This is a genomic window from Sulfurospirillum sp. UCH001, assembly GCF_001548035.1.
Taxonomy (GTDB): domain Bacteria; phylum Campylobacterota; class Campylobacteria; order Campylobacterales; family Sulfurospirillaceae; genus Sulfurospirillum.
This window is the reverse complement of the sequence record NZ_AP014723.1, coordinates 2,421,933-2,434,679: the sequence shown is the minus strand read 5'-3', so window position 1 is coordinate 2,434,679 and position 12,747 is coordinate 2,421,933. Positions and strand designations below refer to the sequence as shown.

Genomic DNA, 12,747 nt, shown 5'->3' with positions numbered 1-12,747 from the left:
AAGTGCATTTTTGAAAATATTTTACTATTACATTCTAAAAGTATCGTAAGAGTATTTTAAGTGCTTAATCTTTATACTTCTTGTAGAATTTAAACCCAAAGGAAAGAGATGAAACACGTGGTTGTTGTTGCAACATTGAGCTTAAAAGATGGACAAAATGATGAGGCGCTAGAGGCACTCAAAGCGTTGCATAAAGCAACACACCAAGAAGATAAAGGCTGTATTCAGTATGATCTTCACAAAGATAACGAGAAAGAAAATACTTATGTCTTTGTTGAAATATGGGAAAGTGAAGCACTTTTAGAAGAGCATATGACAAAAGCCCATTTTAAGGCATTTCAAGTAGCACTAGAGGGTAAGGTTAAAAGTATGGCAATTCAAAAATTAGAAAAGATTTTATAGGAGAATCCATGGAAAATCCAACTATCACACAACTGCAAAATCGAAAATCGATCCGTCAGTTTACAGGCGAAGCTATCAAGGATGCAGATTTGGAGCTGATCTTTAAAACCGCTCAACGTGCTCCAACGTCTATCAATGCTCAGCAAATTAGTTTGGTATATACTCGCGATAAAGCCAAATTAGCACGTATCGCTGAGCTGTGTGGTGGGCAAGCTCATGTTGCTAAAGCAGATGTTTTTGTAGGCATTGTCATTGACTTTAACCGTACCAGTGCTGTGGCAGAGAGTTTGGGTAAACACCAAGTCATTGAACAAAGTGCGGAAGGCATCATCATCGGTGCAGTCGATGCGGGAATTATGCTGAACCATCTTCAAAGTGCCGCAGAGGCATTGGGCTATGGGACAACATGCTTAGGTTCTGTACGCAACAGTATGGAAGAGTTTATCACGCTCTTTAATCTTCCTAAAAAGACACTTTTGTTGGTGGGAACGACCATTGGCGTGCCAACAGAACAGGCAAAAAATGCACCACTAAAACCACGTGTCGCATTGGATAGCTTTGTGATGGAAGATTGCTACGATAGTGACAAAGTCCGCTCGAGCGCATTGACGTATGAAAAAGAGTTCAAAGAGTTTCGAGAGAAAACAGGAAGCAGCGCAGTACCTAGTTACTCAGAGAAAATTGTCAGTAACTATACCGATGGATTTTACCGTAAGACAGGTGCTACTTTTCAAGCACAAGGATTTTCGTTTAAGGACGAATAACATAAAGAGGAGGGTAACACCTCCTTTTTTACAAAGAACATACTGCATTTTCGTTACAATACCCCTCCAAAAATCTTTATACATACATGAGGAAATGACTTTATGAACCCACTGATTAGCACTCTCGTTCAAAAAACAGGTATCACTAAAGAAAATATTATCAACATTTTAAAACTCCTAGAAGAGGGCGCTACGATCCCTTTTATCGCCAGATACCGTAAAGAGATGACAGGTGGAGCGAGCGATGAAGCGCTTAGGGAATTTGAGAGCATTTATGCCTATGCGAAGAAACTGCATGAGCGAAAAGAGGAAGTGTTACGCTTGATCGCTGAGAAAGTAAATGTGAGTGATGAGGTCAAAAAAGCAGTTGAAAAAGCACAGACACTCCAAGAGTTAGAAGACATTTACAGACCGTACAAAGAGAAGAAAAATACGCGTGCGGCTTTGGCAATAGCGGCTGGTTTAACACCTCTAGCAGATATGTTAGAACGTGCCGAACTAGAGCTAGATGCGTTTGAGAAGAGGGCGCATAGTTTTGTCAATGACAAAGTGGAAAGTGTGAAAGATGCCATCGCTGGGGCACAAGACATTATCGCGGAGCGTTACAGTGATGATGCCAAAGAGAGAGAATACTGGAGAGGGCAACTACATGACTACTCCTCTTTTGAGATCAAAGCAAGTAAAAGCCTTAACGCAGATGGGCTCTATGCTAAACTTGCGGGGAAAAGTGAGCGCATCGCTTCTATCCCTTCCCATCGCTACCTTGCCATGATGCGTGGTGTAGCTGAAAAAGAGCTCAGTGTGAAAATCTCGTATGATATTGAGAGAGTAGAAAGTGCCATAAATCGCTACCGTATTTCACGCAATGCAAAAAGTTCTAAAAACTATTTGCTAGAAGCGTATATGGATGGGTTTAAACGACTGCTTTTCCCTTCTTTGGAGCGAGAGATTCATGCTATCATCAAAGAAAAAGCTGATGCACAGGCTATCATGACATTTGGCAAAAATCTTTCTCAACTGCTTAATACTCCGCCAGTAACAAAGCGGGTGATTTTGGGCGTTGACCCAGCGTATCGCACAGGGTGTAAACTGGCAGTTGTGGATGAACATGGTACGTATCTTACCCATACGGTTATCTATCCAACACCACCGCAAAGTGACTATGAGAAGTCTGCTAATGTCATTAAAGAGCTTGCACAGAAGTATCATATTAACGCTGTCGCGATTGGAAATGGTACAGCCTCTCGTGAAACGCAAGAATTTTTTGCCAGATTTAACAAAGAAACGGGGCTAAATCTTGCCTATACTGTTGTTTCTGAAGCGGGTGCATCCATTTACTCCGCATCTAAAATTGCCACAGAGGAGTACCCAAATCTTGATGTAACCATTCGTGGGGCGATTTCCATCGCACAGCGTCTTCGTGATCCGATGGCAGCTCTTGTGAAGATCGACCCAAAATCCCTTGGTATTGGGCAGTATCAACACGATGTGGACCAAAAACAATTAGAGAAAAAACTTCATGAAGTCACCGAAGACTTGGTCAATCGAATCGGCGTTGACCCCAACAGTGCTTCGGTATCACTGCTCTCTTATGTTGCTGGCGTAGGTGCAAAAATCGCCAAAGCCATTGTGGAACATCGAGAAAGTAAGGGTGCGTTTAACAGTAAAAGTGAATTGCTCAGTGTAAAAGGCTTAGGCGCTAAAGCGTATGAACAGTGTGCGGGATTTTTCCGTATTCGTGAGGGTAAAAGTGTGTTAGATAACACGGGTGTACATCCTGAGAGCTATGCTATTGCTCAAAAACTACTTGCGAGTGTTGATGTAAAAAACGTGCGTGAGACAGATGTTCCTGCGCTTGCAAAAGAGTATGGTGTAGGGGAAGCAACACTTAAAGACATAGTCATGGAGCTTCAAAAACCAGGCTTTGACCCTAGAGAGACATTGCCGCCGATTGCGTTTCGTGCAGACCTTACGGATATCAGTGAATTAAGCGAAGGCTCAATCGTTTCAGGTGTGGTGCGAAACATAGCTGATTTTGGGGCATTTGTGGATATAGGGCTTAAAAATGATGGACTCATCCACATTTCGCAGATGAGCGATAAACGTATTGCTCATCCATTAGAGGTTCTAAGTATCAACCAACAGTTAACGCGTATTCGAGTACTTGAAGTCGATAAAGAGCGTGGAAAAGTATCACTCAGTCTTAAAGAGATTTAGGGTTGTATGTAAGGAATTCCTTACATACAATTAGAGTTTAAAGAAGATGATGTAACCCTTGATAGCCTATATACAAACCAACGAGCAATATAAGGCTACCTGATACATAGGGAGCTTTTTGCGCAATTGCTCCAAAGCCATTCCATCTTTTAGAGAGGTGATGCATACTAAGTGCTGCAATCACTCCTGATAAAACCAATGTAAGTGCTAATCCTACGCTAAAAGCGAGTACAAGCGCAACACCCAGTGTGAATTGTTTGAATTGTAAACAAATAAGAAGCACTGTGATCGATGCAGGGCAAGGAATCAGTCCTCCCGTCAATCCAAAAAGTAAAATCTGCCAGTTTGTAACTTCTTTGTTTGAAAAGCGCTTTTTAATATCTTTAGCATGGGCCAGCTCGTGTGGGTCGTTACAACTTCCAAGTTCCTCAAAAATAATCTCTTCTTTGGTATGGTGATGATGATGTTCACCGTGATCATGATCATGTGAATGATGATCATGGGCGTGAGAATGTGTGAGGCAGGCAGATTCATTTTTACGGGTCTGCCATAGTGTCCACAGTGCAATACCAATCATAATACATCCGGATACAACTTCTAGGTAAGGCTCTACTGCTTCACTTGCAAAGCGTGCACCAAATGTCATTCCCAAAAGAGTAATAACCCAAACCACTGCTGTATGAGAAATGGTTGCAGCAAGACCTAGCATGATAGACTGTTTAATTGTTCCCTTAATGGCGATAATAAATGCTGCCATCATCGTTTTAGAGTGTCCTGGCTCTAATCCATGTAATGCACCTAAAAGAATGGCACTTGGGAGAAAGAGCCATGCATTGGACGCATTGTTTTGAATAATCGAAGCGATATCTGTCATACTTTACCTTGTTATAAATATTTTGTGATTTGTTTAAATTCTTTGATGACTTCATCAGAACTGAGTGTACCTTGCTTAGCAGCACTATCGAGGCAGTGATCGATATGGTCATGAATGAGTAATTTTTTTGCATTTGCGATAGCTTTTTCAACAGCATGAAGCTGTTGGGCTATCTCAGAGCAGTTACGTTCTTTCTCAATCATCGTCATAATACTTTGAAGGTGACCACTCGCTCTTTTAAGTCGTTTAAGTACATCGATATGGGAGAGATGTTGAGACATTTCATATCCTATCCTATGGGGTAGGATATTGTAGCTCAAATATAATGTTAAAAAACTGAATTAATTAACAGATTGTTCACATAAAAGGGCTACAATAATGCCATGTGATATTAAGGAGTGAACGATGTATGTAAATCAATGGATGGGGCATGGATTTTTCATGCCATGGTTGATACTCTTCCCTATTATCTGTGTTATTCTCTTCGTATTGATGCGAGGTGGTAGATCGTGCTACTCTGAGCCAAAAGAAGACGATGCGCTTGAAATCGCACGCAAGCGTTTTGCTCGCGGCGAAATCGATGAGGTAACGTTTGAAAAAATCAAAGAAAAATTGAGCGCTTAACGTTGTGAGAGTGTTTTGGCGAGTGCTCGCTGAATCCTCTCATACTGAGCATCAATCGGGTGACCTTGTGATTCAAGGTTAGCCAGTGATTTTTCTGCTTCAGAGAGTTTTTTCTCCCAAACATAGATCTCTTTTTGTTTGTTGGAAAGGGCAAGTTCTAGCTCTTTGATAGATTTATGCAGTTTTGCTTTTTGTTTGATAAGAGAGTCTTCTTTTCTAAACAGTTGTGTAATTAAGCTTTTGCGTTCAAACAACTTCTCTTCACCGTCTTCTAAGAACTTAACCTCTTTTGCATCGGTATATTCGAGTCTATCAAGTGTTTGATGAATATGATCTAACTTTTCATCGGCTTCTTCAACAGCTTTATGCTCTTTTTCAATATGCTTTACGAGCTCTTTTTGTTCATTTCGATACGCTTCTAACTTCTTTTTAATAGAGATAAGGTCATTGCGCTTGTCATAAAGTGTCTGTTTGGATTTTTTGTGCTGAATCATGGTGGAGCGAATGGTTGTCATGTTCCATGCACGATTACTTTCATCCAAAATAGGGTTTGGTTTATAACGATTGCCTTTTGCATCGATAGTCTCATGAATGCCAAAGTGACTTAAAAAGTCGATCGCTTTTTTCTCTTGATTGGAGAAGTGAAATAAAATATCTTCAGAGATTTTAAGCATCATGACTTCAAACATTTCACGTAAAATATAGTAACTAAGACCTCTAACTTCACGCAAATCTTCTAACTCACTGTACTCGATGACCACAATATCAGCGATATTGACGAGAACTGGAATGAAAAGAGAACGAAATTCGGATGGGTTTATTTTCTTAATGTTTAAAGTACTGTCCATCGCAGCCTCAAGAAGTGTTAGCATACGCTCTTTGTACTCGTGATGTGGAAAAAACTTCTTTTTATAGGTTTCTAGTGCCTCTTTTGGAAGACCACATGCTCTTCTATCGGGACTATTTTCAGGTGCTTCTACTTGGAAAAAGAGCTTGATGTAGATGATATCTTCGATATACAAAAAAAGATCATTATTGCTCAAAGAGAGTTTTTTAGCAAATTTCTCATGGATGACATCTTTGTAGGTGTGGTACTTCTTTGGAAGCCTACACCCGTGGAGTGCCGTCAGGATTTCTGAAAGATCCTCTTCTTCAAAACGGTATAAAACATCTAAATAGACATACTCTTTTGGTTCAAATTCTCGTAAAAAATTTTCAATGATTTTTTCAGCTTGACTGAATGATGACTCTTCCATAACTTCCCTATTAACGCAAAATCGATCTTATTGTATCTAAAATAAATAAAATAGTAATGACTACTTTTTGGCACAAAATGTTTTAAGGTGTTCTATACAGCTGTATCCCATCGCTAAAATACTTTCTTTTGAGTTCCCGCCAAGATGAGGCGTACAGACTAAATTGGGAAGGTCGATGAGTTCCCAGTCATGTGTAGGCTCTTCTAAGAAAGCTTCCAGTCCAGCACCTGCGATTTCTCCAGTTTTGAGCGCAGTTTTGAGTGCTTCTTCATCGATAATGCCGCCACGTGCCGTATTGATGATAAATGCACTTTTTTTCATAGCTTTAAATTCTGAGGTTGAAAAAAGATTTTTACTCTCAGGTGTGAGTGGTAAATGAATTGAAATAATATCGGCTTCTTCCAAAATACGTTCTTTACTTGCATACGTAATGCCGTATTTTAGAGCTTCTTCTTCGTTGTGTGTACGGTTGCAAACAAGAATGGTGCAGTGAAATGGTGCTAAAAGTTCAACAACTCGTTTAGCAATATGCCCAAATCCAAACAGTCCGATAGTTTTACCTGTCAGTTCACTTCCGCCGTTGACCTTCCAGATGTGCTGTTTTAAAAGTGTGGTAGCAATATGTAAATTTCGAATGAGAGAGAGCATTAGGCTAAGCGTGATTTCTGCGACGGAATTACTATTGGTTCCACCCGTCCAACCAAGCTCTACACCTCTTTGTTTCATCGCTTCAAGGTCTAAATTATCCAGTCCAACGCCATAACGAGAGAGCATTTTGAGTTTTGGACAAGCACTTAGAATTTCATCGTCTATCTCTTCACGTCCAACGATAGCAATGTCGATATCGTGTAAAAAAGCGATGATATCGGCTTTTGTTTTAAGCGTATTATCGGCATTGTGTTTGACATCAGGAAAAAAAGATGTGAGTTCTTTCATAAGCTGGGCAGAGCGAGAAAAAAGTGGAGAGATGACAGCAATTTTCATAAAAATTCCTTTTGAGGGATGAAGCGACTATTGAAAAAAAGTATAACATTCTTTCTTCAATCTTGGCTTATCAAATTGATTTATTTTTGTTAAAACTCTATTTACTTAGAAAAGCTAGAATAGGATAATAATTATTAACAAAGGAATTCTATGAAACAACTTCTATTTGCAATGATGTTACTTTTACCTTTTTCTCTCTTTGCTGAAGCACTGAAAATGGGCGCTCCCATCCAAGCTCCTGCTATCAAAGACCAGTTTGAAAAAAATGTAAATATTACACCGGCTACAAAACAAATTATTATCGCTTATACAAAATCTCATGGTGATAGTATGAAGGCTTTCTTAGAAGCAAACCCAAATTATCTGACTGATAATAATGCGCTCTATATTATGGATGCGACATCAGTTCCTAGTATGGTTATGAGCATGTTTATGATGCCAAAATTTAAAAAATACAACTATTCTATAGGGCTTTTAGAGAATGAAAAAGATCTTGCGTACTTCCCCAAAAAACCAGATCTTCTAACGGTTATTACACTGGATAATCTAAACGTTACTGCGATTGATTTTAAAGACAAACTGTAATACACGACAAGAGAAGTGACTACTCACTTCTCTTGTTCACTCAATTGTCTATTTTCTTCATCACTAAAAATACGAGAACGTGTTATAAATTGGTAACCCTCATCAATTTCGAGTGAAAAAGAGTTGCCAAATGCCGCTTTTTCTTCTTTGACATCTAAAATGATTTGAGAGTAGCGAAAGTATTCAAACTGTTCAGGGTCGATGAAAAATTCGCACCCTCCCACTTCTCCCATTTTGACATTGCGTGAAGGAACATGAAAATCTTTTTTCTCATAGCACATCGGTGCTGTACCATCACAACAGCCTCCACTTTGGTTAAAAACAAGTTCACCGTATTCATTTTTGAGCATTTCAATGACTTTTAGAGCCTCAGGCGTTGCGATAAGACGATGGATGCTCATTTTAGCTCCTTTGCGTAAGGAGCATGGGTTTTAGCCCATGCTTTTACAGTTTAGAAAAATCCGAGTTTATTTTTATTGAATGACGTCAAAATGTTTTTCGTATGGCGATACGCATTGAGCATCATCATGTGTGTTTCTCGTCCAATGCCTGATTTTTTATAGCCACCAAAAGAGGCATGCGATGGATAGAGATGGTAGCAGTTAACCCATACACGTCCCGCTTCGATGCCTCGAGACATTTTATGAAGTTGATGCGCATCTCGTGACCAAACGCCTGAGCCTAGACCATAAATGGTGTCATTTGCGATGGCAAGAGCCTCATTTTCATCTTTAAAGGTTGTGACACACAGCACAGGTCCAAAAATCTCTTCTTGGAAGATACGCATTTTGTTATGCCCTTTGAAGATGGTCGGTTTGATGTAGTTTCCTTTTGGGAAGGTTTTGTTTTTATACTCTTCTCCACCAATCAAACACTCCGCTCCTTCTTCTTTACCGATGCGAATGTAGTCCAAAATTTTCTCTTTCTGATTGACTGAGGCTTGTGCTCCCATTTTGGTTGCTGGATCAAGTGGATTTTCTTGCGTGATGGCTTTGACTCTTTCTAAAACACGTTTCATAAACGGCTCGTAGATAGACTCTTGAATGAGTGCACGTGAAGGGCATGTGCAGACTTCACCGCTGTTAAATGCAAAGAGAACGAGTCCTTCAATGGCTTTATCAAAAAATTCATCGTCTTTTTCCATGATGGACTCAAAGAAGATATTTGGTGATTTACCACCGAGTTCCAAAGTAGAAGGGATGATGTTTTCGGTCGCGTACTGCATGATGAGCTGACCCGTGGTCGTCTCTCCTGTAAAACCTACTTTTTTGATGTCTGGGTGTGTAGAGAGGTGTTTACCAATCTTTCCACCTGCGCCATTGATGACGTTGACAACGCCCTTTGGAAGGACATCTTGAATGATTTCCATCAAGAGTAAAATAGACATTGGTGTTGCACTGGCTGGTTTGATGACCACGCAGTTACCAGCGGCAATGGCAGGAGCGATTTTCCATGCTGCCATCAAAAGAGGGAAGTTCCAAGGGATGATTTGAGCTACAACGCCGAGAGGTTCATAAATTTCTTGTGAGATGGTATTTTCATCAAGATCTGCCACACTTCCTGCTTCACTTCGGATGACAGAAGCAAAATAGCGAAAATGATCAATCACTAAAGGAATGTCAGCATTAAGTGTTTCGCGTACGGCTTTACCATTGTCGAGTGTTTCAGCAATCGCGAGTTTTTCTAAATTTGCTTCGATTTTATCGGCAATTTTATTAAGAAGCGTACTTCGCTCAATGACGGAAGAATGTTTGTAAGATTCAAAGGCTTTTTTTGCCGCAGCAACAGCGGCATCAACATCTGCTGTAGATGATCTTGGAATCTTGGTTAAAAGTTCGCCATCCACGGGGGAAAGATTGTCAAAATATTCACCACTCAAAGGTGGAACCCACTCACCGCCAATAAAATTTTCATAACGAGATTTATACGTTGGTTTAGAATATGCCATTTTTGCACCTTTCTAGTTAGAGTTATTTAAGATAAAAAGTATCTCTTTAGAAACTCTAGTGCAGCATGCTTTAACAACTAAGACAAAGAGGAGTTTAACTATTTTTTTTAGATTGGATTAATGTTGTTTAAAAGTCCTATTTTAGGTACTTTAAACACTCTTCAAAGCTGGAAGCTACGACAATATGCGAAAACATCAGATTGTGTGTTAACCCAAAATCTTCAATAGCCATACCTGTAGTGTCACGAGAAGCATCACCTAAATTTAAAATGGATTGTGTTTTTTCTTTTAGGGTTCGAAGATCAGTAGAATAGGCTAGAACCTGCTTGTTCAAACCTTGTGCAAAACCTACTTCCCAAACCGTACCGCTGTCAGGCTCAGGACCACGAAAGGGCGAGAGATTGGCGATGACGATGTCGCATTCGTATATCATCGTTTGATTGGCAAGGCGAATAGCGGTTGCAACATCTGCTGGGTTGTTCCCTGAGATAGTGTTGTCGAGCGGAAATAGCCCTTCATAGCCATACTTTTGACAAAGAAGTTTATGAGAAGCGCCTATTTCTAGTGCATTGGGTAAAAAGACTTCTGGACCAGCGAGATAAATTTTTTGCATAATATTTCCAAATACGAGTTAGTGTGTGAGATACTCAGATGTTTCAGCGATCTCTGATCTGGCTACACTTATTAGGACACAGAAATGATAAGATTTCTACATAATAAGGAAGGATTGATAATATGGTCAACAAAGCTCAGAAATATACTCAAGAGTTTAAAAACTCAACAATACAATTAGCCCTCAATAGTGAAAAATCAGCCTATCAAATAGCACAAGATTTAGGGATGAGTGATAAAACACTGTATGCGTGGCTACGAGACTATAGGAAAAAGCATCACTTAATTTCTGAATTACCGAACCGAACTACCAATAGTTCACCCAAAGAAAGTCTTGAAGAGGAGAATCGACGACTGCGTAAAGAGAACTCAAAGTTGAAGATAGAGAGAGATATTTTAAAAAAGGCAGCGGCGTTCTTCGCGAAAGAAGCTCATTGAAGTACGCCTGGATTAAAGAGCATCGTAATGAATTCAATATTGCGCACATGTGCCATTTATTAGAGGTTTCTCGTAACTGTTATTATCGATGGCTTCGAATAGAGAGGCAAGAAGATATGGTATTAAACACCATGATTCAAGATATTTTTCTTAGCACTTATCAAACGTACGGCACACGCCGAATGAAAAAGAGACTTGAACAACTCTATGGATTGATCGTCTCTCGTAGACGTATTGCAAGGATTATGAAAAAACTTGGGCTAAGTTGTCGCAATAAACGTCGTTTTAGAGTTCTTACCACCAACTCCAATCATACCTATGCTATTGCCCCTAATCGAATTCAACAAGATTTTTATGCCTCAGTTCCTAATCAAATGTATGTAGGTGATATAACCTATATCCCGACACAAGAAGGATGGCTCTATTTAGCTGTCGTCATTGATTTATATTCAAGAAGAGTTATTGGTTGGTCTATGGATGCACATATGAGTGCAACACTTGTCAACGATGCGCTTTTTATGGCGCTTAAAAAACGCAATCCTCCGCAGGGTGTCATCTGGCATACCGATCGTGGCAGTCAATATGCTTCCGATGCCCATAAAGCCATGCTTAAAGAATATGGCATCGTCCAAAGTATGAGTGCTAAGGGAAATTGTTATGATAATGCTGTTGCCGAGAGTTTCTTTCATTCTTTAAAAACAGAACTTACGCACCATATGAAATTTGAAACAAGGAGCCAAGCAAATCAAGCTATATTTGAATATATCGAAGTGTTTTATAATAGACAGAGGTTGCACTCTAGTAATGGTTATTTGTCACCAGTGGATTTTGAAAATAAACTGTTACAAAACGATATGAGTGCCTAGACATATTTATTTCTGTGTATCATAAAGTGTTGACAGATCAAATACTTCCATTTTAACCATAGGCATTAAAGATACAATTAAATAGCTAGAGTTGGCTTCTGGAAATTGAATTTCATATGTGCTATCATAAATTTCAATGTTTTTTTGTAAGAGGTTAGAAAGATAGTTAGATAATTTTGCTTTATCAGTTTTTTGTTTATCTTCAAATGGCTTTACTCGAAAATATAAAGTAGAATTTTTACAATCTCTCCAAACAGCGAGACCTAATGATGTAATTTCATTATAAATTGCAGTATGTCTTATGTCTAAGTTAAATTCTTGATTTGTGAGCCTGCTGTAATTTCTAAAGGATTGTTCGTACATAAAATTATAATTGTTTGAACTTATTTGATTATCATTTATCTTTTGAGATTTGAAATCATTGATAATATTGGAATAATCTTTTTCCGAAGGAAAATTAAAGTCATTATATTGTAATTGTACGGATATTTGATTTAATGCATCCAAAAGAAGTTGCTTGTCTTGTGGATCAGTTATATTAAAATCATATCTATGTGAACTTTTCTTCATCATGTTTTCGAAAATATCTAAAATCAAAGATTTTTGATTATTCAAACCAAAAAAGTTAACTTCTATATCTTCCCCTGAATTTATTAATTTTGTATTTTGATAAATCTCAAGTACTACTGTGGAAATAAATTTATTATAGTCATGGGAATTTATATACTCAAAAAAATTCTGAGATAGCTTTTGGGATATATCTAATAATAAGTTTTCAGAATCATTTTCTTCATATTTAGACATTTATATTTTAGCCTCAACTGGTTTGAAATATATTTTACGATAAGAATGATGGCAAATGCATTAAATGTGAGTAGTGCTTGATAATATTTGCCGTTATAATAGAAAAGTAATTAATTAGAGATCTATTAGAAGATTTTATAGCAGCAAATATTATCCAATTTTTAATGTGTACCCTAATGTGTACTTTTGAGATTTTTGAAGAAAAATGTTTTTCGATTTTTTGTTTGAAAGTCCCTAAAATAGGGATGGTGCGGATAAAGAGACTCGAACTCCCACGCCTCTCGGCACCAGATCCTAAGTCTGGCGTGTCTACCAATTTCACCATATCCGCACATAACAGTAGTAAAGTTTGCGAAGCTGAAGCTCCGTCTTA

The 12,747-nt window shown here is 38.6% G+C and carries 14 protein-coding genes and 1 tRNA gene; 6 read left to right on the top strand and 9 right to left on the bottom strand.

The genetic code is table 11. From position 1 onward, the window contains the following. The first annotated feature begins 108 nt into the window (after nt 1-108). The 3 genes from UCH001_RS12190 (at nt 109) to UCH001_RS12180 (ending at nt 3,383) form a co-directional block, all read left to right on the top strand. Nucleotides 109-402, top strand: a complete 294-nt coding sequence (locus UCH001_RS12190) for a putative quinol monooxygenase (protein WP_067178229.1) — start codon at nt 109-111, stop codon at nt 400-402. Nucleotides 403-410: 8 nt separating this feature from the next. Then, a complete protein-coding gene (locus UCH001_RS12185) occupies nt 411-1,166 on the top strand; it encodes a nitroreductase family protein (protein WP_067178227.1) in 756 nt (251 codons plus the stop codon). Nucleotides 1,167-1,268: 102 nt separating this feature from the next. Next, nucleotides 1,269-3,383, top strand: coding sequence for a helix-hairpin-helix domain-containing protein (locus UCH001_RS12180; protein WP_067178225.1), 2,115 nt, complete (start codon nt 1,269-1,271; stop codon nt 3,381-3,383). Between the two features lie 37 nt (nt 3,384-3,420). Here the strand turns inward: UCH001_RS12180 and UCH001_RS12175 are convergent, their stop codons facing one another. Continuing rightward, the gene (locus UCH001_RS12175; RefSeq protein WP_067178224.1) at nt 3,421-4,257 is read right to left on the bottom strand and encodes a nickel/cobalt efflux transporter; all 837 of its coding nucleotides are present in this window, start codon (nt 4,255-4,257) and stop codon (nt 3,421-3,423) included. 11 nt (nt 4,258-4,268) lie between these two features. Then, nucleotides 4,269-4,538: a metal-sensing transcriptional repressor gene (locus UCH001_RS12170; RefSeq protein ID WP_067178222.1), complete on the bottom strand. Its 270-nt coding sequence runs from the start codon at nt 4,536-4,538 to the stop codon at nt 4,269-4,271. Between the two features lie 124 nt (nt 4,539-4,662). Here UCH001_RS12170 and UCH001_RS12165 point away from each other — a divergent pair, with 124 nt between their 5' ends. Next, nucleotides 4,663-4,881, top strand: a complete 219-nt coding sequence (locus UCH001_RS12165; RefSeq protein WP_067178220.1) for an SHOCT domain-containing protein — start codon at nt 4,663-4,665, stop codon at nt 4,879-4,881. On the opposite strand, the gene UCH001_RS12160 is transcribed toward UCH001_RS12165, so the two are convergent. Together UCH001_RS12160 and UCH001_RS12155 are read right to left on the bottom strand one after the other, a co-directional pair. Beyond that, nucleotides 4,878-6,137, bottom strand: a complete 1,260-nt coding sequence (locus tag UCH001_RS12160) for a hypothetical protein (protein ID WP_067178218.1) — start codon at nt 6,135-6,137, stop codon at nt 4,878-4,880. The two genes, UCH001_RS12165 and UCH001_RS12160, sit on opposite strands and share 4 nt — an antisense overlap. A gap of 60 nt (nt 6,138-6,197) precedes the next feature. Then, the gene (locus UCH001_RS12155) at nt 6,198-7,121 is read right to left on the bottom strand and encodes a phosphoglycerate dehydrogenase (protein WP_067178216.1); all 924 of its coding nucleotides are present in this window, start codon (nt 7,119-7,121) and stop codon (nt 6,198-6,200) included. A gap of 150 nt (nt 7,122-7,271) precedes the next feature. On the opposite strand from UCH001_RS12155, the gene UCH001_RS12150 reads away from it, so the two are divergent. Beyond that, entirely contained in the window at nt 7,272-7,706 is a 435-nt protein-coding gene (locus tag UCH001_RS12150; protein ID WP_067178214.1) for a hypothetical protein, read from the top strand. A gap of 23 nt (nt 7,707-7,729) precedes the next feature. Here UCH001_RS12150 and UCH001_RS12145 read toward each other — a convergent pair whose 3' ends face one another. The 3 genes from UCH001_RS12145 to UCH001_RS12135 form a co-directional block, all read right to left on the bottom strand. Next, nucleotides 7,730-8,107 carry a DUF779 domain-containing protein gene (locus UCH001_RS12145; protein WP_067178212.1) on the bottom strand — a complete coding sequence of 126 codons (378 nt, stop codon included), beginning with the start codon at nt 8,105-8,107 and terminating at the stop codon, nt 7,730-7,732. 50 nt (nt 8,108-8,157) lie between these two features. Further along, nucleotides 8,158-9,654 carry an aldehyde dehydrogenase family protein gene (locus UCH001_RS12140; RefSeq protein ID WP_067178210.1) on the bottom strand — a complete coding sequence of 499 codons (1,497 nt, stop codon included), beginning with the start codon at nt 9,652-9,654 and terminating at the stop codon, nt 8,158-8,160. Between the two features lie 136 nt (nt 9,655-9,790). Further along, complete coding sequence (locus UCH001_RS12135; RefSeq protein ID WP_067178208.1) at nt 9,791-10,267, bottom strand: nucleoside 2-deoxyribosyltransferase; 477 nt, start codon at nt 10,265-10,267, stop codon at nt 9,791-9,793. 122 nt (nt 10,268-10,389) lie between these two features. Here UCH001_RS12135 and UCH001_RS12125 point away from each other — a divergent pair. Continuing rightward, nucleotides 10,390-11,570, top strand: a protein-coding gene (locus UCH001_RS12125; protein ID WP_145973094.1) for an IS3 family transposase whose coding sequence is annotated in 2 segments (ribosomal slippage) — nt 10,390-10,678 and nt 10,678-11,570 — 1,182 coding nt in all. Because the reading frame shifts where the segments join, the coding sequence is not laid out codon by codon here. Between the two features lie 6 nt (nt 11,571-11,576). Here the strand turns inward: UCH001_RS12125 and UCH001_RS12120 are convergent. Both UCH001_RS12120 and UCH001_RS12115 read right to left on the bottom strand, forming a co-directional pair. Further along, entirely contained in the window at nt 11,577-12,374 is a 798-nt protein-coding gene (locus tag UCH001_RS12120; protein WP_067178206.1) for a hypothetical protein, read from the bottom strand. A gap of 246 nt (nt 12,375-12,620) precedes the next feature. Further along, nucleotides 12,621-12,705: transfer RNA gene (locus UCH001_RS12115), tRNA-Leu, on the bottom strand. Between the last annotated feature and the right edge of the window lie 42 nt (nt 12,706-12,747).